Genomic DNA, 22659 nt, shown 5'->3' with positions numbered 1-22659 from the left:
AGAGGCAACCAGCGCTGTCAAGCGGGAAGCGTGGGACGCTGCCCGGGCCCGGCCTCCTGTGCTAACGTGAAGACTCATGGCCAGGCCCGCGTCACCCGCCCCGCCCCGCCCGGGGGAAGAGAGGCCGCGCGCGTACCAGACGGCCTCTGAGCTCCCCCGCGCCGCGGCGTACGGCCCCGGCGACGTGCCCGATCCAAAGACCGCGATCGGAGAACCGGGGCAGTTTCCGTTCACCCGCGGCCTCCACCCCGCCGGCTACCGCGGCCGACTCTGGACCATGCGCCAGTACGCGGGCTTCGGGACGGCGGCGGAGTCGAACCGCCGCTACCGCTACCTGCTGGAGAGCGGCACCACCGGGCTTTCCGTGGCCTTCGATCTGCCCACCCAGATCGGCTACGACTCCGACGACCCCCAGGCGGCGGGAGAGGTGGGCCGGGTGGGCGTGGCCATCGACAGCCTGGAGGACATGGAGACCCTGTTCGCGGGGATCCCCCTCGACCGCATCTCAACCTCCATGACCATCAATGCCACCGCCGCCATCCTGCTCTCCCTATACATCGCGGTGGCCCGCCGGCGGGGGATCCCCGACGCCGCCCTCTCCGGCACCGTGCAGAACGACATCCTCAAGGAGTACGCGGCGCGCGGCACCTACATCTATCCCCCCGCCCCCTCCCTGCGGCTGGTCACGGACGTCATCGCCTACTGCGCCCAGCACGTGCCCCGCTGGAACCCCATCTCCATCTCTGGCTACCACATCCGGGAGGCGGGGGCGACCGCGCCCCAGGAGATCGCGTTCACTTTCGCCGACGCCCTCGAGTACGTGCGGGCGGCGCAGCGGTCCGGCCTCGACCCCGACCGTTTCGGAGAGCGCCTCTCCTTCTTCTTCGCCTGCCATTCCGACTTCATCGAAGAGGTCGCGAAGTTCCGCGCCGCGCGAAGGCTTTGGGCCCGGCTCATGAAGGAACGCTTCGCGGTCAAGAACCCCAAGGCCCAGCAGCTGCGCTTCCACGTCCAGACGGGGGGCGTGACCTTGACCGCCCAGCAGCCGGACAACAACGTGGTGCGGGTGGCCCTAGAGGCGCTGGCCGCGGTGCTCGGCGGCTGCCAGAGCCTCCACACCAACGGCAAGGACGAGGCCCTGGCCCTGCCCACGGAGGCCTCGGCCCGCCTGGCTCTGCGCACCCAGCAGGTCATCGCCTTCGAGTCGGGGGTGGCCGATACCGTGGATCCCCTGGGCGGCGCCTACGCGGTGGAGGCGGCCACCGAGGCCTTGGAGCGGGAGGCCCTTCGTCTCCTGGAAGGCATCGAAGCCAGAGGCGGGGCCCTCCGGGCCATCGAGCAGGGGGAGATCCAGCGCGCGATCCAGGAGTCGGCCTACCGCTTCCAGAAGGAAGTCGAGTCCGGGGAGCGCGTGATCGTGGGCCTGAACCGGTTCCTTGAGGAGGGCGAGGAGACGGGGGCCGTCCTCCTGCGCATCGATCCCGCCTTGGAGCGCGAGCAGGTAGAGCGACTGCGCGCCCTCCGGGCCCGCCGTGCGTCCGGCCCGTGGAAGGCCGCCCTCGGCGTCCTCGCCGACCGCGCGCGCTCAGGGGAAAACCTGGTACCCGCCATCATCGATGCCGTCCTGGCCGGGGCCACGGTGGGAGAGGTGGCGGGCCGTCTGCGCGAGGTGTTCGGGGAGCACCGCGAGGCCCTGGTCCTCTAAGGCCTGCCCCCCCCGGAGGGGGCGTCGTTCTTGTCCCTATTCCCTTGCGAGCCCGGGGATGAACCCGGCCTTGATGGCGCGAGTTCGCGGCGGCCGGAGGCGCGGTCCGCCTCCGGCCCGCCACTCGTCTACTTCGCGGCCTTCAGGTCCAGCGACCAGGTCTTCTCGCCCCAGGCGAGGGTGAGGCCGGCGCCGTCCGGGGTCGGCTTGAGCGTGATCGTGAACAGGTCCGCGGGGGTCGCGGCCGGGCTCGGCTTCATGGCTGCCCGCACGACCTCCTTGTCCGCGATGCTCTTCTGGTAGTCCCGGTAGTGAGGCCAGGGAGCATTCTTCAGCTCCGCGGGGGCCTTGTCCCAGATCTGGCCGAGGGGCTGCCCGGGGTCGCGGCTGAGGACGAGGGCCCAGTCGCCGGTGGCGGGGGCGTAGACGTATAGGGTGTACTTGCCCGCCGGCACTTTCTTGCCGCCGACGAGGACGTCCGTCTCCGTGGTGAACGTCGTCACCTGGTTCTCGCCCGCCCTCCAAATGCGGTCGGCGGGGAGCTCGCCCAGCAGCTGGTCCAGGTTGCGCCCTTTGAGGGCGGGGCGGCCGTATTCGATCGTGACCGTCTTGCCGCCCAACGGGGCGCTAGCCACGCCGCGCGGGTTCGGGGACTGCGCGAAAGCGACCGTGCTCAATCCGAGAGCGGCCGCCACGGCTACAAAGCGAACGTGCATGTCGAGAGCTCCTCTAACAACGGGTTGAACGGCGAGACATAAAGCCCCTGCCTACGTACGAGATTGCGCGGTCGAAGTTCCCCCCTCAAGGCTTCCTCTCCAGCGCTTTCTTGAGCAGGGCGTTGACGACCTGGGGGTTGGCCCGGCCCCCTGTCTTCTTCATGACCTGGCCCACGAACCAACCGAGAGTGTTGGTCTTGCCCTTCCGGTACGTCTCGACCTGGACCGGGCTGGCCGCCATGACCTCCGCGACGGCGGTCTCGATGGCCGTTTCGTCGGAGACCTGGAGGAGGCCCTCGCGCTCCACGATTTGCTTCGCCCCCTCGCCCGTGGACCACATCTTCTCGAAAACGTCCTTGGCGGTCTTCCCGCTGATCGTCCCCGCGTCGATGAGCTGGATCATTTGCGCCAGCTGACCGGGCCGGACCGGACAGGCGGCCAGGGGCCGCTCGTCGTCCTTCAGCTTGCGCAGGACCTCCGTCATCACCCAGTTGGAGGCGGCCTTGGCGCTGCCGCTTTCCCGCGCCACCTCCTCGTAGTAGTCGGCCACCTCCCGGGAGAGGGTCAGGACCCCCGCGTCATAGTCCGGGATGCCGTAGGCGGCCACGAAGCGGCGCCGCTTGTCCGCGGGCAGCTCGGGGAGGGAGCGCCGCACCTCCTCGATCCAATCCCGGCCCACCACGAGGGGCGGCAGGTCCGGCTCCGGGAAGTAGCGGTAGTCGTGGGCCTCCTCCTTGGAGCGCATGGACGCGGTCTCGGACCGGTCGGCGTTCCAGAGCCGGGTCTCCTGCACCACCTTCTGCCCCGCCTCCACCACCGCCACCTGGCGCGCCACCTCGTAGTCGATGGCCCGGGCCACGTTCCGGAAGGAGTTCAGGTTCTTGATCTCGGTGCGGGTGCCGAAGGGCTCCGTGCCCCGCCGCCGCACGGAGACGTTGGCGTCGCAGCGCAGAGAGCCCTCCTCCATGTTGCAGTCGGACACCTCCGCGTAGAGAAGAAGGGCCTTGAGCGCGGTCAGGTAGTCGTGGGCTTCCTCCGCGCTGCGCATGTCGGGATGGGACACGATCTCGATCAAGGGGATGCCGCTGCGGTTGAAGTCGACCCCGCTCTTCTCCGTCGACCAGGGGAAGCCCTCGTGGAGGAGCTTGCCCGCGTCCTCCTCCACGTGGATGCGCTGCACGCGCACGCGGCGGAAGGCGCCGCCCCCCGGGATCTCTACGTGACCCTCCGTGGCCAGCGGGCGCTCGTACTGGGAGATCTGGTAGCCCTTGGGGAGGTCGGGATAGAAGTAGTTCTTGCGCGCGAAGATCGAGGTCTCGTGGAGAGTGCATCCGGTGGCGAGGGCCGCCCGCAGGGCGAGGGTGATGGCGTGTCGGGAGAGGACGGGCAGGGCCCCCGGCAGGCCCAGGCAGACCGGGCAGACGTTGGTGTTGGGTTCGTCGCCGAAATGGTTGGGGCAGGAGCAGAAGAGCTTGGTGCGGGTGAGGAGCTGGCAGTGGACCTCGAGGCCGATGACGGGCTCGTAGGCGGTGAGGATCCCCCCCTTGCTCGCGGTCGCGGTCGCCATGGGACGGAGATTTTAGCATCATCGCCCGCGCCGGCCGGCCGTCGCGGACCTCCTTCCCGGGCCGGCGGGAGGCGTCCCTTCCCGCCCCCGAACCTAGCGTCCCTGGACCGCGACCCTCTCCGGCAGCGGCTTCTTCGGGGCGTAGCGTAGGCGGGCGGCCATCATCTGGGGGAGGTGGCGCTCCGCCCACTCACAAAAGACGGCGAGGGGCCGGACCAGGGACCGCCCCAGAGAAGTCAGCGCGTAGTCCACCCGGGGCGGGACCACGGCGTGGACCTTGCGGGCCACGAGGCCGTCCCGTTCCAGGTTGCGCAGGGTCTGGGTCAGCATCTTCTGCGAGATCCCCCCGATCATCCTCTGGAGCTCGCCATTCCGCTGCGGGCCGTCCTCGAGGGCGTAGATCACGAGCACGCTCCACTTGTCGGCCAGGCGGGCGAGGAATTGGCGAGACGGACAGTCCGCATCGAGGACGCAAGCGGGGTTTGGGCTCGGGGTCATGGTCACCCTCCGGGGCGTAGGTTACCAGAAAGTACGTACTTGTCTGTCGGTGGTCGCGGAACCATACTCGCGGGCAACGGGAGGGCCCATGATCCAGCTGAACGTCAACGGCATGGAGCGGACGGTCGACGTGGAGCCCGACACCCCTCTCCTTTGGGTTCTCCGGGACGAGCTGGGCCTTACCGGCACCAAGTACGGCTGCGGCATGGCCCTCTGCGGGGCCTGCACGGTGCACGTGGATGGCAACGCCATCCGCTCGTGCGTGACCCCGGTCTCGGCGGTGCCCGGGAAGAAGGTGCTCACCATCGAGGGGCTCGGGCACGGGACGCGGCACGTGGTCCAGGAAGCCTGGCTGGCGGAGGACGTGCCGCAGTGCGGGTACTGCCAGTCCGGCCAGGTGATGGCGGCCGCTTGCCTCCTCGCCGAGAACCCCCGGCCGACCGACGGCGACATCGACGACGCCATGAGCGGCAACCTCTGCCGCTGCGGCACCTACCCCCGGATCCGGAGGGCGATCCATCGGGCGGCGGGCGAGCTCGCGAAGGGAGGCCGGCCGTGAGGGCGCAACTTCCCCGCCGCGCCTTCCTCAAGGCCTCCGCGGCCACCGGCGGCGGCCTGATCCTCGGCTTCTGGCTCCCCGGCCCCGGGGGCGGTCGCGCCCAGGCCGAGGAGGGCCCGGTACCTTATCCCCCCAACGCTTTCATCCGGATCCGGCCCGACGGGAGCGTGACCTTCATCATCGGCAAGTCGGAAATGGGCCAGGGCATCTACACCGCCCTCGCCATGCTCATCGCCGAGCAGCTGGAGTGCGACTGGAGCAAGGTCCGCGTGGAGTCGGCCCCGGTGGCGCCCGCCTACAACCATACCGCCTACGGCATGCAGCTCACGGGGGGCAGCACCAGCGTGTGGTCGTCCTGGGACCAGCTCCAAAAGGTCGGGGCCACCGCGCGGCAGATGCTGGTGACGGCCGCCGCCCAGAGGTGGGGGGTGGAGGCCGCGTCCTGCCGGGCCGAGAACAGCTTCGTGATCCACACCCCCAGCGGCCGGCGCCTGCCCTACGGCGAGCTGGCGGAGGCGGCGGAGAGGCTCCCCCTCCCGACCGCGGTCACCCTCAAGGACGAGAGCGCGTTCAAGCTGGTCGGCAAGCCCACGAGGCGCCTCGATTCGCCCTCCAAGGTCGACGGCTCCGCGGTCTTCGGCCTGGACGTGAGGCTCCCCGGGCTGCAAACAGTTCTCATTGCCCGGCCCCCCGTCTTCGGGGCGCGAGCCCTCCGCGTGAACGCGGCCCGGGCGAGGGCCGTGCCCGGCGTCAAGGACGTGGTCCAGGTGCCGACGGGGGTGGCGGTGGTGGCCACCGGGTTCTGGCCGGCCAAGAAAGGGCGCGCCGCCCTCGAGATCGAATGGGACGAGGGGGCGAACGCCGCCCTCTCCACGGCCGGGCTCCGGGAGCAGTACGCAGCCTTGGCGAAGACGCCCGGCCGTCGGGCCAAGGCCCTGGGCGACATCGCCGGCCTCGAGGGAGCCAAGACCAAGGTCTCCGCCGAGTACGAGGTGCCCTACCTCGCGCACGCGACCATGGAGCCCCTCAACTGCGTGGTGGACCTCCGCCCCGCGAGCTGCGAGATCTGGACGGGGACGCAGATGCAGACCGTGGACCGGGCGGCAGCGGCCAAGGCGGCCGGCCTCGAGCCCGACCAGGTCCAGATCCACACCACCCTCCTGGGAGGCGGTTTCGGGCGGCGGGCAAACCCGGTGTCGGACTTCGTGGTCGAGGCCGTCGAGGTGGCGAAGGCGGTGAGACAGCCCGTCAAGGTGGTCTGGACAAGGGAGGACGATATCCGGGGCGGGTATTACCGGCCGATGTGGTACGACCGGATCGAGGGCGGCATCGACGCCTCCGGCGCTCCCGTGGCCTGGCATCACCGGCTGGTGGGCCAGTCCATCCTCACCGGCACGCCCTTCGAGAAGGTCATGGTCAAGGACGGGATCGACGACACTTCGGTGGAGGGCGCGGCCGACATCCCCTACTCGATCCCGAACCTTCTCGTGGAGCTGCACAGCCCCACGGTCGGGGTGCCCGTGCTCTGGTGGCGCTCCGTCGGCCACTCCCACACCGCCTTCGTGGTCGAGTCCTTCATGGACGAGCTGGCCCACGCCGCCGGCCGCGACCCCCTCGCGTTCCGGCGACCCCTGCTCAAAGATCACCCGCGTCACCTAGGCGTCCTCGAGCGGGCGGCGCAGGAAGCGGGTTGGGGAAGCCCCCTGCCGAAGGGGCACGGCCGGGGTCTGGCCGTCCACGAGTCGTTCGGGAGCTTTGTGGCCCAGGTCGCGGAGGCATCGTTCGAAGGGGGGGAGGTCAAGGTCCATCGCGTCGTCTGCGCCGTCGACTGCGGCAAGATCGTGAACCCCGATACGATCGCGGCCCAGATCGAGGGCGCCGTGACCTTCGGGCTCTCCGCCGCCCTGCACGGCGAGATCACCTTAGAGCGCGGGCGCGTGCAGCAGAGCAACTTCCACGATTACCCCCTCCTCCGCCTCTATGAGATGCCGAGGGTCGAGGTCCACATCATGCCGAGCCGCGAGAAGCCGGGCGGGCTCGGCGAACCGGGCGTGCCCCCCGTCGCGCCCGCGGTCGCCAACGCCCTCTTTGCGGCCACGGGGAAGCGGGTGAGGCGCCTGCCCATCCGTCCCCAAGACCTTCGCGCCTGAGCCCAAGGAGGATGAGCCGATGAAGCCCCCCCTCTTCCTGATGGCGGCGTCCTCGCTCTTCGCTCTCGCTCGCGCCGACGGGGTGGTCTTGGAGACCGTTCCCCAAGACGCCGCCGCCCAGGCCTCGCGCCAGGCATTCCTCGAGGCCTATCCCGTCTTCGCTCACCCGCGCTGCGTCAACTGCCATCCCCGGGGCGACCAGCCCCTCCAGGGAGATTCCGGCTCCCCCCACGCCCAGCGCGTGAAGCGGGGGCCGGCTGGCCTCGGCCAGTACGCCGTCAAGTGCGCGGCCTGCCACCAGACCGAAAACCTCGCGGGGGCTCACATGCCGCCGGGCGCCCCGAATTGGCACCTCCCGCCCCCCGCCATGCGGATGGTCTTCGAGGGCCTTAAGCCGGGCGAGCTCTGCCGTCAGCTCAAGGATCCGGCACAAAACGGGGGAAAGGATCTCGGGCAGATCGTGCTCCACGTGACCAAGGATCCGCTCGTGGGCTGGGGATGGGCTCCCGGCGAAGGGCGCGCCCCCGCCCCCGGCGCCCGCGCTGCCTTCGCCGCCCACGTGAAGGCCTGGGCGGACCAGGGCGCGGCCTGCCCCCCCTGATCTGACCGGATGGAGCGGGAGCCCTATGGGCCCGCTTGACTCGTCCGGGGGTGCCCGTCAAAGCTAGATGCATGCTGCCACGACGTCCCTCGCCCGGGCCGGAGAGCTTCCAGGAGTTTCAGGCCTCCGTCCTCTTCTGCGGGCGCTGCCAAACCGCCCAGCCGGTCCGGGAGCGGCTGCTCCTGATCCTGCCCGACGGCGAGCTCCACGAGTACCTCTGCCGGGCCTGCGGGTCGTCGGTGGGCTCGCGCAAGGTAACGGGGGCGGTTCCTCTACTGATCGAGTCTTGACCGGGCGGTCGCTGTCAGGGCGGGTATCCCATGAGGCCGTTGCCGAAGGACCAGTTCTCCTTGGCCACCTCCACGAGGTTGATCACCAGGTCCTCCTTGCGCAGGCCCGGGGAGGCGGCCAGGTTCTCCGCCATCCTCGCGTAGAGGGCTTTCTTGACCTCCACCGAGCGCCCGACGTTGAGGAAGATCTGCACAAAGACGATCCCCGGGGTGTGCGCGATTCCGAGATATTCGGGGCTAAAGTGCAGGTCCGGCCCCGGTACCTCCTCCACGACCTGGAAGCGGTCGGCGGCGGGCACGCCCGCGGTCTCCATCAGGGCCCGATGGACGCCGTCTGCGATGGCCCGCCGGTCGTCGGGGCCGCGGCCGGGAGCAAGACTGATGCGCACGAGGGGCATGTCGATCCTCCTGGGACCAAGGGAGCGGTGATTCTAGCCCCGCCGCCCCGTAGAATGTACCCGGTCCGGGAGGGCCGTCATGACCAACAAGGATGCGCTCGGCCGGCTGCTGGAATACACGACCTGGGCCAACCACCGGATCGTGCGCTCGGCGGCCACCCTGAGTGTCGACGACTTCAAGCGCGACCTCGGATCCAGCCATGGGGGGGTGCGGGGCACCCTCGCCCACATGCTGGGAGCGGAGTGGCTCTGGCTGGAGCGGTTCAAAGGGGTCTCCCCGCCGCGCATGATCGACGAGGGGGAGTTTCCCGATGTGCTCGCCCTCCGCGAGCGGTGGCGGGTGGTGGAGGAGCATCGGAAGGCCTGGTTCAAGAGCCTCCGGGAGCAGGCGGTGCGCGAGAAGGTCCGCTACCAAAATCTCAAGGGCAGGCCGTTCGAGGCTCCCCTCTGGCAGCTCGTCCAGCACGTCGCCAACCACTCGACGTACCACCGCGGCCAGGTCACCACCCTCCTCCGGTTCCTGAAAGCCCGCGTCGTCTCCACGGACCTCGTTTTCTGGGATCGGGAGCGCGCAGAGCGGCGGCGGGCGCGCGGATGAGCTCGGCCCGGCGGGCGGTGGGTCCATTCCCCCTGCGCCTCCGCCCTCGATTGAACCTGCTGACCCTCATGGTCGTAAGAATAGGGGGGGCGTGCGGCCTGGACGGCCCCCCTTGACCAGGGGCCCGCAAAGCGGTTACTTTGCTTACTTTGAGTCTGAGACACCGATGATCCTGAAATCCGTTGATGGCATCCCCTTGCCCGAGTTCCCCCAGGGGGTCGTTCTCGCCGACGAGGCCAAAAAGGCCCGCCGACGCTTCTACCCGGTGACGATCCTCTACACGACCTACGCGGCGATCGTGGTGCCGCTCGCCCTTTACTCGCGCCCGCTCGTGACCCTGGCCTCCCTCGCGCTCGGGGTCGTCATCTGGACTTGGCTCGAGTACATCGTGCATCGCTTCATCCTCCACGGCCGGTTCCCGGACGGGAAGAACTGGCTCAAACACCGGATGCACACCTTCTTCGACACCATGCATGGGGATCACCACCAGCGCCCCTGGGACGGCCTGTACATCAACGGTTACTTGGACAGCATCCCCTTCGCGGTGCTCTTTGTCCTCGCCGCCTCCCGGGCTCCCTTGGCCACCGCCCCCGTGGTGGTGGCGGCCCTGCTGCTGTGCTACGTGATGGAGGAGTGGGTGCACTACACCGTGCATTTCCACCTTTTCCGGTGGAAGTACTTCGACTACATCCGCCGCCACCACATGTACCACCACAGCAAGCGGGGGGCGGAGGTGGGTTACGGCCTCACGAGCGGCCTTTGGGACCTGCTCGTGGGGACGCGGATCCCGGAGGATGACCGCAAGCTCCTCTACGCCCGCGGGCCGCGCGACCGCGCGGCGTGACCGCACCCATAGACCTCCGGTCGGACACCGTGACCCGGCCCACGCCCGCCATGCGGCAGGCCATGGCCGAAGCCGAGGTCGGGGACGACTATTACGCAGAGGACCCCACCGTCAACCGGCTGCAGGAGGAGGCGGCGCAACGCCTGGGCTTCGAGGCCGCCCTCTTCGTCCCCTCGGGGACCATGGGGAACGAGATCGCGATTCGGCTCCTCACGGAGCCGGGCCAGGAGGTTCTGGCGGACGAGCGCAGCCACGTGGTGCAGTACGAGCTCTCGGGCATGGCCGCGCTCTCGGGGGTGGCCCCCCACGTGGTGGTGACGGAGGACGGGCGCCTGACGCCCGATCACGTTCGGCGGGCGCTCAAGCCCCCGGCCCTCAACCGGGCCCAGGTCGGCCTCGTGGTCCTCGAGAATACCCATAACCTCGCGGGGGGAGTGGTGTCCTCCGCGCGGGAGACCGCGGAAACGATCGCGGCCTGCCGCGAGGCGGGCCTGAACGTGCACATCGACGGGGCCCGGGTGTGGAACGCGGCGGTGGCGGAGGGGGTAGCGCCGCGGGAGCTGCTGAAAGGCGCCGACACCGCGATGGTGACCTTCTCCAAGGGACTCTGCGCACCCGTGGGCTCCATGCTCCTCTGCTCGGCGCGTCTTTATCCCCGAGCGCGGCGGGTGCGGCAGCAGCTCGGGGGGGGCATGCGCCAAGCCGGGATATTGGCCGCGGCTGGCCTCGTTGGTCTGCACACCATGGTCCATCGGCTGGTCGAGGACCACGAGAACGCCCAAGTCCTGGCCCGCCGTCTCGCGCTCGCCCCCCGCGTGCGCGTCCTGCCCGCGCGCACGAACATCGTGGTGGGGAGGATGGAACAAGACCGGGCCCCGGAGGTGGCGGCGGCCCTGGCCCTTCGCGGCGTGCTCGCCTCCGCCATGGACGCCTCCACCCTGCGCCTCGTGACCCACCACGACGTCTCGCGTGCCGATTGCGAGCGAGCCGCGGACGCGCTCGCCGCCGTCCTCGCCTGAGCTCGTGCTCGCCCTCAGCCGCGACGGGCGCCTCGTCTTCGCGGGCCGCGCCCTGCGAACGTTCTCCTTCGGCTACCTGTCGGTGGTGCTGGCCCTTTTCTTGTCGGAGCGGGGCCTCTCCGCGGCCCAGATCGGCGGGGTGTTCACGGCCACCCTGGTCGAGGACGCGGTCCTCACCACCCTGCTGGCCGCGGTGGCGGATCGGGTGGGGAGGCGGCGCATCTTGATCCTGACCGCCCCCTTCATTGCGGTGGCGGGGGTGTTTCTGGCCGTGGCCCATGATCCCTGGGTGCTGATGGCGGCGGCCGTCCTCGGCACCCTCAGCCCCAGCGGGCAGGAGGCGGGGCCCTTCTCTCCCCTCGAGCAGGCCATGCTCGCGGAAGCCGTGCCCGCGGAGGCGCGGACGCGCGCCTACGCCTGGTACAACATCTGCGGGTTCCTGCCCGCCGCCCTGGGCGCCTTGGCCGCGGGGCTCTGGCTGCACGCGGTCGAGGCGCGGGGGGGGACCCCCATAGAAGCCTACCGCGGGCTGCTCTGGCTCTATGCCGGGGGCGGCCTGGCCCTGACCCTTCTCTACACCCGCCTCGCTCCGGACCGACGCTCGACCTCCCCGCCCTCTCCGCTCGGGCTTCACCGCTCCCGCGGGATCGTCCTGGAGCTGGCCGCCCTGCAGTCGGTGGACGCGCTGGCGGGGGGATTCATCGTCCAGGCCCTGCTCGCGTACTGGTTTCACCTGCGGTTCGGCGTCGGCCCCGAGGTTCTGGGGCCGCTCTTCTTCGGCACCAACCTGCTCTCCGCCCTGTCCTTCCTGGCCGCCGCCCCCGTGGGCGAGCGGATCGGACTCCTGAACACCATGGTCCTGACCCACCTGCCCTCCAACGTGCTGCTCCTGCTCGTCCCCCTCATGCCCTCGTTCCCTCTGGCCGCGGCGGCCCTCCTGGCCCGTCACCTGCTGTCCCAGATGGATGTCCCCACCCGCCAGGCCTACACCATGGCCCTGGTCGCGCCCGACGAGCGGTCCGCGGCCGCCGGCTTCACCACCAGCGCGCGGGCCCTGGCCCAGTCCGCGGCCCCGGTATTCTCCGGTTTTGCCTTGGCCCGGGCGGCGAGCGGCGTGCCCTTCTTCCTGGCCGGGGGCCTGAAGATCGCGTACGACCTCGCCCTCTACTTCCGGTTCCGCGGCGTGCCCCTCGCCGATCCTCCGCCCCCCCGCTGATCCCCACCGGGGAGGCCCGGGAGTCTAGTCCCCCCAGCCCGCCGCCGCCGCGCGCGTCGTCTCCCTTCGGACGCTCGACGCCGTCACCGCCACGAACCAGTGGCCCTCGTGGAGGACCTTTCCTCCCCCGAGCTCCGCGAGGAGCGCGGGGGCGGAGAAGAAGCGCTTGAAGACCTTGTGCCGCGACCCGTCGGAGAGGATCCGCTCCTGCCACTCGTCGCGGGGAGGGCCCCCCCGACAGGCCGCATCCACGATCACGAGCTCGTCCCCCACCGCGCGGGCTTCGCCCAGAAACAGCGCCCGGTCGTCGGGTAGCAGGTGCCCGTAGAAATGGGCGACGAAGACGCGGTCGAACCTGCGATCGGGAAAGGGGAGGGCCAGGGCGTCCCCGCGCACCCAGGAGGCGCGGGGGGCGCGGCCGCGGGCGACGCTCAGCATGGCCGCGCTCTGATCGAGGCCCAGGACGGCACCCTGGAGGTGCCGGGTGAGATAACCGGTCCCGCAGGCCACGTCGAGGACCCGGGCGGGGGGGAGACCCGCGACCAGGCGGATGACGGCGGCCCGCTCCTCCTCCCAGCCCGGCCGCTCACGGGCGGCGAAAAGGCCCTCGCCCGTATACCAGTCGTCGTACTCGGGGGCCCGACGGTCGTAGTAGGCCCTCATCGAAGCCATGCTAGCCGATCCGCTGCGCATGATAGGCTTTTGTTCTTGGCTCGGCGAAGGAACCCCACGACTCCCGCCCCATGAAGCTCCGCACCCAGCTCATCCTGGCCTTCCTCCTCCTGAGCGTCGTTCCCCTGAGCGGCGTGACCGTCTACTCGTACGTGTCCTCCCAGCGGGCCTTCCGGCGGGCGGTGGCGGAGGAGGCGGGGGCTCTGGCCGAGGACATGAGCAGCCGGCTGGACGCCGTGGCCCACGAGCTCTCCGGCCGTATCGAAAGGATGCGCCAGCGGTCGCGGGAGCCCCGCGGCGCCGCCTATCAGAAGGCGCGCCTGGACGCGCTCGCCACCGCGGAGCAGGCTGAGCTGCGCAGCCTCCTCCTCACCGTCCTCTCCGGTGGCCAGCGTCAGCCGGGCGGGATCCCATTCGCCCTCGACGCCGACCGCAAGATCTACGCCCCGGACCCCGCGGATCTGAAGACCCTCCAGGCCCTGGGTTTGACCCTGGTCACCGGCCCCGAGCCCCGCATGACCTCCGCGGGGAGCGGGGACTGGGTGGTAGTCTCCCGCCGCGACCCCGAATCCGGCTTGACTCTGGGCGTGGCCCGCCCGGTCGGGGAGTCGCTCCGGGAGATCCGACGCACCGCGGTGCGAAACCTCGGCTACGGCCTGGGCATGGTGTGTCTCGCGCTCTTCGGCATCCTGCCCCTCTCGCGAGGCATGACCCGGAACCTGGCCACCCTCACCGAGGGGGCGGAGCGCCTGGCCCGCGGGGATCTGGATGCGCAGGTGCCGATGCTCTCCGGGCGGGAGTTCGGACGCCTGGCCGCCACGTTCAATCGCCTGGCCAAGGACCTGCGCGCCCACCAGGAGCACCTCTTGCAGGAGGAGCGGCTGCACAAGGAGCTCGAGATGTGCCGCCGCATCCAGGAGTACCTGCTCCCCCGGTCGCCCCTGCGCCTCCCATTCGCGGAGGCGAACGGGGTTTCGATTCCCGCCCGCGAGGTGGGGGGCGATTTCTTCAACTACTTCGGGCTCGCGGACGGAGAAGCGGCCTTGATGGTCGGTGACGTCTCGGGCAAGGGCTTGCCGGCCGCGCTGCTCATGGCCAACGTCCAGGCCACCCTCCGCGCCCGCCTGCCCCTGGAGAGCGACCTCGCGGTGCTCGCGGCGCAGCTGGACGACGAAATGGCAGCCTCCACCCTTGGCGCCACCTACTTGACCCTCTTCCTCGCCATCCTTGATGGGCGGGGGGGTGTGCTGCGCTACGTGAGCGCCGGCCACAACACGCAGGTGGGGTTGCGGGCGGATGGTCGCCTGGAATGCCTGGAGTCCACGGGCCGGCCGCTGGGTCTGCTTCCCGGGGGCGGCTACGAGGAGCGCCGGGTGGCCCTGGGCGCGGGGGACGGCCTCTTTCTCTTCACCGACGGCCTGGTGGAGGCGGAGAACGAGGGGGGGGAGGCCTTCGGCATGGGCCGGCTGGAGGCCCTCCTGGTCGAGGAGCGGGAGAGCAACGTGGCCCGGCTCCTCGCCCGTGTCGGCGAAGCGCTGCGGGCCCACCGCGGGGACATGGACGCTTCGGACGACGCCACCATGGTGGTCTTGCGGGTGGGGCAAGCCCAAGGTTCCGCCTGAGCCGACCCCGGGCGTGCCTGTCCGGACACGACGTCGTTTGGGGCTGGACACACCCCCCCCGTCGAGACGCTTCATCACTCAGGCAGCCAACGCCTTCCTGCCTGGCGCGCATTGTGCTGGAGGGAGCACGGCTCCCCGCGGGGAGAGGCTCGATTCCTCGAAAAGGAGGTAACCGACCATGCGCTGCTGCGCGATCTTCCTCATGTCGATCTTGATTGCCCCCCTCGTGGGCGCGCAGTCGAACGAGACCTACCGCTCCATGAATCGGCCGGCGGCGCCCTATCTCATCATCGGCAACCTCTATTCCGTGGGGGCGAGCGACATCACCTCGTTCCTGGTGGCGACCCCGGAAGGCCACATCATCATCAACGGCGGCTTCGTGGAGACCGCGCCCCAGATCCAGCAAAACGTGCGCGCGCTGGGCTTCCGCCTGGAGGACGTGAAGATCCTGCTCCAGAGCCACGCCCACTTCGACCACGCCGCGGGCATCCCGCGCCTGCGGGAGCTCACGGGAGCCCGGGTCATGGTGATGGAAGGGGACGACGGGGTGTTCGCGGCCGGCGGCAAAGGGGACTATCTCTTCGGGGAGGAGTACTTCTGGCCCCCCTGTCCGGTGGACCGGGTCCTCCACGACGGCGAGAAAGTCTCGCTCGGAGGCGCGACCCTGACCGCCGTCCGCACTCCCGGCCACACCCCCGGCTGCACGACCTGGACCCTCGACGTCAAGGACGCGGAGAAGACCCGACAGGTCGTCATCGTGGGGAGCATGAGCATCAACCCCGGCACACGCCTCCTGAACAAGCCTTCTTACCCAGGCATCGCGGAGGACTACGCGAAGACGTTCCGCGTCCTCAAAGGGTTGTCCGGGGAGGTCTTCCTCGCCTCCCACGCCTCCCTCTACGGAGCGGACGACAAGGCGCGCCGGCTCCGCACCGGGGCCACCCCCAACCCCTTCATCGACCCCGTGGGCTACCAGACGGCCGTGGCCCGGGCCGAGCAGGTCTACCACAAGCAGCTGGACCAAGAGCGGGGGGAGGCGAGCGGTGGCCGCCCTTCCGGGTCCGTCCACGAGGACGTGCCGGCCACGATCGATCCCCGCGCTCGCTATCTCATCTACCTGCACGGCCGCATCCTGGAGGACCAGGGCCGCCACGCGGTCAGCCCCGACTTCGGGCCCTACGCGTACGACGCGATCCTGGCTGCCCTGGCCGAGCGTGGCTTCACCGTGATCAGCGAGGTCCGGAAGGGAGAGGCCAGCCTTCCCTTCGCGGCCCGGGTGGCCGGCCAGGTCCGGGCGCTCGTCAAAGCGGGCGCGGCCCCGGAGAGGGTGACCCTGCTCGGCGCTTCCAAGGGCGGCTTCCTCGCCCTCGCGGCCGCGGCGGAGCTGGGCGAGGACGGCTTGAACGTCGTCGTCCTCGGCTCCTGCGGCGGGGGGACCGAGGCGCTGGCCCCCCGGCTCCGGGGGCGCGTCCTCTCCGTCTACGACGAGGTCGATCGCTTCCACCCCTCCTGTCGCGAAACGTTCGCCCGCGCTCCCCAGCTCAAGGCCGCGAAGGAAGCGGTCCTGAAGCTGGGCCTCGACCACGGGCTTCTCTTCACGCCCCGGAAGGAATGGCTGGATCCGGCGACCGGCTGGCCGCCGCCATGACGACCCGGATCCGCGTCGACGTCCTGGCGGACGGGGCCCCTCCCCCCGGCGGAGATCTGGAAACCATGCGCCCGGAGACCTGGGGTGTGTCAGCGGCTGGCCGCAGGCATCTGCCGCTGATTGCCCGTCGGGTACGGGTCGGGCAGAACGATGGAGCCGGTCTCCAGCAGGGACTTCAGGTTGGAGACGACCTTCGGCCAGCCGCCGGACACCGCCTCGATGAATTTCGAGGGTTCGCGCTCGACGGTGTGGGTGATGGAGAGCTTGACCGCCGTTCCACTGGGCTCCAGCTCCATCGTGCATTGCGACTCGCCCTCGGCCTTGAGCTCGGGCTTGTTCTGGTGCTGCCAGCGGATCACTAGGCGCCGCGGGCGCTCGGCCTCGAGGATCTCGCCGGCGTCGAGGATTTGACCGTCGCCGGCCACCAACTTCCACGAGGATCCCACCGTCCACTGGCACTCGCAGCGCACGCCGAACCAGTACTGCTTTATGAACTCCACGTCGGTCAGAGCTGACCACAGCTTCTCCGGCGTGGTGCGGATGTAGCTCACATAGACAAAGGTTGATCTAGCCATTGGCTTTCTCCAGTCGTCGTTTCAGATCGTCAAGCGCCTTGAGGCGCGGCTTCTCGAACTTGGCAATCCAGCGCTCGTAGATCGCCTGCAGCGGTACGGGATTGAGGAAGTGGAGCTTTTCGCGGCCGCGCCGCACGGTGGCGACCAGGTTGGCCGCCTCCAGCAAGTCCAAGTGCTGCGTCACGCCCTGCCGCGTCATGTCCAGGTGCTCGCACAGCTCGTTGAGTGTGCGGCCGTCGTGCGCATGCAGCAGGTCCAGCAGCTTGCGCCGGCTGGGATCGGCCAGGGCCTTGAACAGCACGTCGGTGTCGTGGCGCTCTGCCATGTTCTATACGCAAGCAACTACTTGCCTATAATAGGCAAGTGGTACCTTGCATGTCAAGCGCTTTATTGCGTCGAATTTCGCTGCCGGTAGGACCGCCTTGGGCCGCCGGTGTCGGCCCTAGCGGGCCGTCGTCCCGGAAGACCGACCGGCCCTGGTCTCCCCTTGAGCCAGGGCCGCCACCAGCCTAGCGATGTCGCCGGTTGCTCACCTGGACTGGCGGCCGCTAGTTCGGCTTGCGCATTGTTGAAGAACTGTTGCCGCGCCATGTATGCGCACGCGCCCGTCATGAGGAGCAGGCCGACTGTCGGAACCAGGGCCAGAAACAACAGCCGCCCCCCGCGGTCGGCGGGGGTTACCCAGGGTCCAGGCCCCGATGCTATCGTCGGGCAGTGGCCGGACACCGCGGTTCTCGAGCACGCCTGAAGGCCGCTCCTTCTCCCGCGACCGGAGGTCTGGGCCGCAGAAGATGAAACGGGACCTCGGTCTTCTCGCCGCGCGCGAGCACGATCTCCTCATTGTGGGGGGCGGCATCTACGGCGTGACCGCGGCCTGGGACGCGGCCCAGCGCGGCCTCCACGTGGCCCTCATCGAGGCGGAGGACTTCGGGGCGGGCGTCTCCTGGAACAGCCTCAAGACCATCCACGGCGGCCTTCGTCATCTGCAGAAGGCCGACATCGGCCAGATGCGGGAGTCGCTGCGGGAGCGCCGCGCGCTGCTCCGGATCGCCCCTGTGCTCGTGAAGCCCCTGAACTTCCTGGTCCCGACGTACGGCCACGGCGCTAAGGGGCGGGAGGCCCTGGCCGCAGGCCTTTGGCTCTTTGACCTCCTAGGCCGCGACCGGAACCACGGCCTGGCCCCGGAGCAGCGGATCCCGCCTGCCCGCTCGCTGTCCCGGCGCGACGTGCTGGACCTCATCCCGGGACTTCCCGAGGGCGGCCTGACGGGCGGCGCCCTCTGGACGGACGCCCAGGTCTCGAGCAGCGAACGGCTGAGCCTGGGCTTCGTTCATGCGGCGGTCGAGGCGGGCGCGATCGTTGCGAACCACGCGGCGGCGACGGGCTTCCTCCGGGCGGGCGCGCGGGTGAGCGGGGTTCTGGCCAAGGACACCCTGACGGGAGGCTCCCTGGAAGTCCGCGCCCGGCTCGTGCTGAACGCGGCCGGACCGGGCGTCGACGACCTTCTGGGGGGGGCGGGGATCAAGCGACCCAAGGCCCCCCTCCTGCGCGCAATGAACCTGGTGCTCGGCCGGCCCGCGGCCGCAGGCGGCCGTGCGCTGGGCGCCAATAGCGGCGGACGCTTCCTCTTCCTCGTGCCCTGGCGAGACCGTTCTCTCATTGGCACTGCATACGAGCCCGCGGAGACGGACGGAGCAGGGGCGGTGGAGGCCTTTGTCGCGGAGGCGGCCTCGGCCTTCCCCTGGGTCGGCCTCACCCCCGACGACGTGGTCCTCGTCCACCGCGGTCTGGTGCCCGGTCGAAACGGAGCGGGCGGCCTCGTCACCCGGCCCCGTCTCCTGGATCACGAGACGACGGACGGCGTGCCCGGCCTCGTCTCCGTCCAGGGAGTGAAGTACACGACCGCCCGCGGGGTGGCGGAGAAGGTAGTGGACCTCATCTTCCGGCGGCTGGGGCGGCCCTCTCCAAAGTGCCGCACCGCAATCACGCCTCTCGCCCGGGCCCGGCCCCTCGAGGGCCCTCTCGCCGAGCGGGTGGGGGAGGCCGTGCGCGATGAGATGGCGGTCACGCTCGAAGACGCGGTGCTCCGCCGGCTGGACCTGGGCACGGTGGGACCCCCTTCCGCCGTGGACCTGGAGACGGTCGTGGGAGCGATGGCCGCGGCCCTTGGCTGGGACCGCGTCCGGGTGGGACTCGAGCGCGCGGCCCTCGCCAAGACGTATCGACACGCTTAGAATGAGCCGAGCGTCCGGGGGCGTCCCCGGAGTGCGGAGAGGCCCATGAAGCCGCCCGATCGGCCCGCGCCCCGCGTCCCCGTTGCCAGCGATCCCCTCGCCCAGGACCGCACGATCCGCGCCCTCATGTCCCTGGTGGACGACCTCACGGTCGAGCACGACCAGGCGGGGCTGCTAAGGACCACGCTCGATCATGTGGTGGAGGCCCTGAATCTCACCGGCGGCGTCACGTTCGTATTGGGGCCGGACGAGAGGCTGACCCCCGCCGCGGAGTGCGGCCTCCCCGACGTGGCGGGGGCCCTGGAACTGGCCCAGTCCACCCTCGCGCGGCGCCGTCCCGCGGTCCGGGAGATCGCGGACGGAGGCTGGCTGGCGGCGGCGCCCCTCACCACCCGGGACCGCGACCTCGGCGTCCTTCTTCTCCACGACGGACGGATCGAGAGCCTCTCCCCGGACGTGGAGTTCCTGGAGGCCCTGGGCAAGCAGATCGGCAACGGGCTGGAGAACGTCCGGCTCTATGCCGAGCTGCGCGCGTTCTCGACCCGGGTGGAGATCCTGAACCGGATCACCGCCACCCTCACCTCCGGCATGGAGCTGAAGACGGTGATCCCTGCCTTCGCGCGCGAGATCGTGGCCCTCCAGAATTTCGACCGCCTGGCCTGCGGGTTCGTGAACGACTCCGGCGACTACATCGAGATCGTGGCCCATCCCGAGGGCACGGCCTGGGGCCTGGGAACCGTGATCCCGGTGGTGGGGAGCGGGCCCGGCTCCGTCGTCCTCAACAACAAGGCCATCCTCCAGCGCGACCTTGTCCATCACCACCAATTCATCGAGGACATGCGGCTCTTGGAGGAGGGGATAAGGTCCTACGTCCTCCTTCCCTTGAACTCCCGGGGGCGCAGCATCGGGGTCCTGGCCCTGGGCTCCGAGCAGAGCAACGGCTACGACGATTCCACCCTCGCCCGCATGCAGCCCCTGGCCGACTCCGTGGCCCTCGCCTTCGAGAACGTCCGCCTCTTCCAGAAGACGCGCGAGCTGAGCATCAGCGACGAGGTCACACCCCTCTACAACTTCCGCTACTTCCACCAGATCCTGGACCGCGAGCTGAAGCTCGTGGACCGGTACCGATCACTCCTCTCCTTGATCTTCGCGGACCTCGACCGCTTCAAGCCCATCAACGACCAGTACGGGCACCTCCGGGGGAGCCGCACCCTGCGCGAGGTGGGCTTCCTGATCCGGGCCGCGGTGCGGGAGACCGACTACCCGGCCCGCTACGGGGGGGACGAGTTCGTGATCATCCTCCCCCAGACCGATTTCGCGGCCGCCAGCGTCCTGGCCGAGAAGCTGCGCCGCCTGATCGAGGGCCACACCTTCCTCCAGGAGGAGGGAATCAACGTGCGGCTGGGTATGTCGTACGGGATCGCCACCTACCCGGGCGACGCCTCCACCAAGGAGTCGCTGATCCGGCTGGCCGACAAGCGGATGTACGAGGACAAGGGGGAGCGCAAGACGGGCCGGTGAGGCTCCTCCTCCTCAGCAACTCCACGAGCTTCGGCTCCGGCTACCTCGACCACGCCATGGCCGCGGTCCGCGCGCATCTGGGCGGGATCCGCCGTCTCCTCTTCGTTCCCTTCGCCCTCCGCGAGGAGGCCGTCTACACCGAGAAGGCGGGGGCGCGGTTCGCGGCGGAGGGGATCGAGGTCGTGCGCCTCACCGCGGACGCGGGGGGGGCGGCCGCCCTGAAGGCGGCGGAGGCGGTCTTCGTGGGGGGCGGCAACACCTTCCGCCTCCTCGAGAAGCTCCAGCGCTCGGGCCTCCTCGACCTTCTCAAGGCGCGGGCCCGGGCGGGGATGCCCTACCTGGGGGCGAGCGCCGGCACCAACATCGCCGCCCCCACCATCAAGACCACCAACGACATGCCGATCGTGGAGCCCCAGGGCTTCGCCGCCCTCGGCCTCGTCCCTTTTCAGATCAACCCCCACTACCTGGACGCCGAGGCCTCCTCCCGCCACATGGGCGAGACGCGGGAGCAGCGCCTGCGCGAGTACCTGGAGGAGAACGACACCCCGGTCGTGGCCCTGCGGGAAGGGGCCTGGCTGCTCCTCGAGGGAGAGGGCCTCCGCCTCGAGGGCCAAAACGGAGCCCGGATCTTCCGCCCCCGCCAAGAGCCGGAGGAGGTCCCCCCAGGGACCGCGCTCGACGAGCTCCTCCGGGCCTAGAGGGCGCGCTCGCCTCAGCCCTCCCGGCGGGCGGCCGCGATCAGCATGTACCCGCTCGCCCCCGGCAGGAGCGCGTCCAGGCTCGCGAAGGCCTTCACCAGAGGGTAGACCGCGGAGTAGGCGAGGAACAGCCGGCGGTGCTTCTGGAGGTCACCGCCCGTGACCACCATCCCCTTGCTCGATCCCTTCTTGCCCAGCCGCTCGATTCCCCAATTGAGGAGGGTGTCCACGAGCTCGGAGAAGAACCGCGAGTAGGTGTAGTGGGCCTCGAGGGCGAAGCCCTCGGCCAGGAGGGCGGCCAGCCGCTCCGGCGTGTACCCGGGCCTGAGGTGGCCGTGCTTCTCGTCCGTCTGGCCGAGGAGGTGGCGGAAGCGGCGGAGGAGGGTGCGCTTCTGGTGGGGGGTGTTGATGACCAGCCGCCCGCCGGGCTTGGTCACCCGCGCCAGCTCCGCCACGAAGGCCGCCTCGTCGGGAACGTGCTCCAGCATGTCCACCACCGCCACCTTGTCGAAGGAGGCGTCCGCGAAGGGGAGCCGGCCGCCCTCCACCCGGTGCACGTCTTCCTGCACCAGCCCGCGTATCGAGGCCACCGCTTCCTCCGTCAGGTCGCCGGAGGCCCAGCGGCCGCCGCCTTCCCGCAGGAGCAGGCTGACCACGCCGTTGTCGGAGCCGAGGTCGAGGCAGCGGAGGCCGTCCGTGGGGCCCACCATCCGGGCCAGCTCCGCGAACTTCCGCTGCTTCAGGACGGAGCGGCGATAGAGGGCGAGCGCCCACTCGCGAGGGGTGTCACCCACGGCGCTCGCCCCTCAGGATCACGGGCGACCCCAGCCTGCGGGTGAGGCCCAGGCCGGCCGCCGCCCCCTCCAGGGCCCGGGCCAAAGGGGCTGAGCCCAGCGCGCGGTGCACGGCCATGGGGAAGAAGAACTCCGCCCGGCGGCCGGTCACGCGGAAGCCGGAGGCGGCGAGAGCCTCCTCCACCTCGGCATCGCGGAAGACCGTGAACGGGCGGGTGTTCCCCTCCACCCCCTTCTTCAGGCTGAAGAAGGCGGAGGCGGCGGCGTTGGCGCTTCGGGCCGTGGGGTAGTCGACCAGCACGGCGTAGCGTGCGAGCCGGCACAGCTCCCCCAGGAGCGCGGGCCAGCCCTCGACGTGGGCCAGCAGGCGGTAGGAGATCACCACGTCGAAGGCGCGGTCGGGCCAGGGCGCGTGCAGCAGGTCGCCGGCCCGGAAGGTGACCTTCCCGGTCTCCGTCCACTTGCGGATTCCTTCCCCCAAGGCCCCCGGGCTACCGAAGACGGTGACCTCATGGCCGGCGTCCAGAAGGGGGCCCGTGACCTGCCCGTGGCCGCCTCCCACTTCGAGGATGCGGGAGCGGGGCCAGAGCTGGAGCAGCTCCACGGTGGCGCGAGCCTGGACTTCCAGGAAGAAGGCGCCCAGAGGGCCCGCGAAGCGGCGGGCGTAGCCTTCGGACGAGGTCTCGACGTCGGGGTCCTCCACGGGCACGTGACCGATGCTAGAGGCGTTCCCG

General features: G+C 70.3%; 23 protein-coding genes. 14 read left to right on the top strand and 9 right to left on the bottom strand.

What is annotated here, in order from left to right:
• Positions 1–76: 76 nt before the first annotated feature.
• Positions 77–1705 (top strand): methylmalonyl-CoA mutase family protein, encoded by a 1629-nt coding sequence (locus VN461_20335; protein ID HXB57124.1) that lies wholly within the window; start codon positions 77–79, stop codon positions 1703–1705.
• Between the two features lie 128 nt (positions 1706–1833).
• On the opposite strand, the gene VN461_20330 is transcribed toward VN461_20335, so the two are convergent.
• The 3 genes from VN461_20330 to VN461_20320 all read right to left on the bottom strand — a co-directional run bounded on the left by VN461_20330 (position 1834) and on the right by VN461_20320 (position 4486).
• A complete protein-coding gene (locus VN461_20330; protein HXB57123.1) occupies positions 1834–2421 on the bottom strand; it encodes a DUF2911 domain-containing protein in 588 nt (195 codons plus the stop codon).
• 85 nt (positions 2422–2506) lie between these two features.
• Positions 2507–3988 carry an Asp-tRNA(Asn)/Glu-tRNA(Gln) amidotransferase subunit GatB gene (gatB, locus tag VN461_20325; protein HXB57122.1) on the bottom strand — a complete coding sequence of 494 codons (1482 nt, stop codon included), beginning with the start codon at positions 3986–3988 and terminating at the stop codon, positions 2507–2509.
• 93 nt (positions 3989–4081) lie between these two features.
• Positions 4082–4486, bottom strand: a complete 405-nt coding sequence (locus VN461_20320; GenBank protein ID HXB57121.1) for a helix-turn-helix domain-containing protein — start codon at positions 4484–4486, stop codon at positions 4082–4084.
• Between the two features lie 88 nt (positions 4487–4574).
• Between VN461_20320 and VN461_20315 the strand changes: the two genes are divergently transcribed.
• The 4 genes from VN461_20315 to VN461_20300 all read left to right on the top strand — a co-directional run bounded on the left by VN461_20315 (position 4575) and on the right by VN461_20300 (position 8086).
• Entirely contained in the window at positions 4575–5045 is a 471-nt protein-coding gene (locus VN461_20315) for a (2Fe-2S)-binding protein (protein ID HXB57120.1), read from the top strand.
• On the top strand, positions 5042–7195 hold the full coding sequence (locus tag VN461_20310; protein ID HXB57119.1) for a xanthine dehydrogenase family protein molybdopterin-binding subunit: 2154 nt from the start codon (positions 5042–5044) through the stop codon (positions 7193–7195). The genes VN461_20315 and VN461_20310 overlap by 4 nt, the downstream gene beginning before the upstream one ends.
• 19 nt (positions 7196–7214) lie before the next feature.
• On the top strand, positions 7215–7796 hold the full coding sequence (locus VN461_20305) for a hypothetical protein (GenBank protein ID HXB57118.1): 582 nt from the start codon (positions 7215–7217) through the stop codon (positions 7794–7796).
• 71 nt (positions 7797–7867) lie between these two features.
• Entirely contained in the window at positions 7868–8086 is a 219-nt protein-coding gene (locus VN461_20300) for a cytoplasmic protein (GenBank protein HXB57117.1), read from the top strand.
• 14 nt (positions 8087–8100) lie between these two features.
• On the opposite strand, the gene VN461_20295 is transcribed toward VN461_20300, so the two are convergent.
• A complete protein-coding gene (locus VN461_20295) occupies positions 8101–8484 on the bottom strand; it encodes a tautomerase family protein (protein ID HXB57116.1) in 384 nt (127 codons plus the stop codon).
• Positions 8485–8563: 79 nt separating this feature from the next.
• On the opposite strand from VN461_20295, the gene VN461_20290 reads away from it, so the two are divergent.
• The 4 genes from VN461_20290 (at position 8564) to VN461_20275 (ending at position 12161) form a co-directional block, all read left to right on the top strand.
• A complete protein-coding gene (locus VN461_20290; protein ID HXB57115.1) occupies positions 8564–9082 on the top strand; it encodes a DinB family protein in 519 nt (172 codons plus the stop codon).
• A 166-nt stretch (positions 9083–9248) separates the two neighbouring features.
• Positions 9249–9926 carry a sterol desaturase family protein gene (locus VN461_20285; GenBank protein HXB57114.1) on the top strand — a complete coding sequence of 226 codons (678 nt, stop codon included), beginning with the start codon at positions 9249–9251 and terminating at the stop codon, positions 9924–9926.
• Positions 9923–10945, top strand: a complete 1023-nt coding sequence (locus tag VN461_20280) for a GntG family PLP-dependent aldolase (protein HXB57113.1) — start codon at positions 9923–9925, stop codon at positions 10943–10945. Before VN461_20285 ends, VN461_20280 begins: the two co-directional genes overlap by 4 nt.
• A 4-nt stretch (positions 10946–10949) precedes the next feature.
• Positions 10950–12161: an MFS transporter gene (locus tag VN461_20275; protein ID HXB57112.1), complete on the top strand. Its 1212-nt coding sequence runs from the start codon at positions 10950–10952 to the stop codon at positions 12159–12161.
• Between the two features lie 24 nt (positions 12162–12185).
• On the opposite strand, the gene VN461_20270 is transcribed toward VN461_20275, so the two are convergent.
• Positions 12186–12833, bottom strand: coding sequence for a methyltransferase domain-containing protein (locus tag VN461_20270; GenBank protein ID HXB57111.1), 648 nt, complete (start codon positions 12831–12833; stop codon positions 12186–12188).
• 71 nt (positions 12834–12904) lie between these two features.
• On the opposite strand from VN461_20270, the gene VN461_20265 reads away from it, so the two are divergent.
• A complete protein-coding gene (locus VN461_20265) occupies positions 12905–14455 on the top strand; it encodes a SpoIIE family protein phosphatase (protein ID HXB57110.1) in 1551 nt (516 codons plus the stop codon).
• Positions 14456–14633: 178 nt separating this feature from the next.
• The gene (bla, locus tag VN461_20260; GenBank protein HXB57109.1) at positions 14634–16103 is read left to right on the top strand and encodes a subclass B3 metallo-beta-lactamase; all 1470 of its coding nucleotides are present in this window, start codon (positions 14634–14636) and stop codon (positions 16101–16103) included.
• 89 nt (positions 16104–16192) lie between these two features.
• Here bla and VN461_20255 read toward each other — a convergent pair whose 3' ends face one another.
• Both VN461_20255 and VN461_20250 read right to left on the bottom strand, forming a co-directional pair.
• On the bottom strand, positions 16193–16678 hold the full coding sequence (locus tag VN461_20255; protein ID HXB57108.1) for an SRPBCC family protein: 486 nt from the start codon (positions 16676–16678) through the stop codon (positions 16193–16195).
• Positions 16671–17003 (bottom strand): metalloregulator ArsR/SmtB family transcription factor, encoded by a 333-nt coding sequence (locus VN461_20250; protein HXB57107.1) that lies wholly within the window; start codon positions 17001–17003, stop codon positions 16671–16673. The genes VN461_20255 and VN461_20250 overlap by 8 nt, the downstream gene beginning before the upstream one ends.
• Before the next feature lie 466 nt (positions 17004–17469).
• Here VN461_20250 and VN461_20245 point away from each other — a divergent pair, with 466 nt between their 5' ends.
• Genes VN461_20245 through pepE form a run of 3 tightly spaced genes read left to right on the top strand, consistent with a single transcriptional unit; the run spans position 17470 to position 21131 of the window.
• Entirely contained in the window at positions 17470–18912 is a 1443-nt protein-coding gene (locus VN461_20245; protein HXB57106.1) for an FAD-dependent oxidoreductase, read from the top strand.
• A 45-nt stretch (positions 18913–18957) separates the two neighbouring features.
• A complete protein-coding gene (locus VN461_20240) occupies positions 18958–20433 on the top strand; it encodes a diguanylate cyclase (protein HXB57105.1) in 1476 nt (491 codons plus the stop codon).
• Positions 20430–21131, top strand: coding sequence for a dipeptidase PepE (gene pepE / locus VN461_20235; GenBank protein ID HXB57104.1), 702 nt, complete (start codon positions 20430–20432; stop codon positions 21129–21131). Before VN461_20240 ends, pepE begins: the two co-directional genes overlap by 4 nt.
• A gap of 14 nt (positions 21132–21145) precedes the next feature.
• Here the strand turns inward: pepE and VN461_20230 are convergent, their stop codons facing one another.
• Entirely contained in the window at positions 21146–21925 is a 780-nt protein-coding gene (locus VN461_20230) for a class I SAM-dependent methyltransferase (protein ID HXB57103.1), read from the bottom strand.
• A complete protein-coding gene (locus tag VN461_20225; GenBank protein ID HXB57102.1) occupies positions 21918–22634 on the bottom strand; it encodes a class I SAM-dependent methyltransferase in 717 nt (238 codons plus the stop codon). The genes VN461_20230 and VN461_20225 overlap by 8 nt, the downstream gene beginning before the upstream one ends.
• Between the last annotated feature and the right edge of the window lie 25 nt (positions 22635–22659).

This window comes from Vicinamibacteria bacterium, from assembly GCA_035570235.1.
Taxonomy (GTDB): domain Bacteria; phylum Acidobacteriota; class Vicinamibacteria; order Fen-336; family Fen-336; genus DATMML01.
This window is presented reverse-complemented; position numbering and strand designations above follow the sequence as displayed.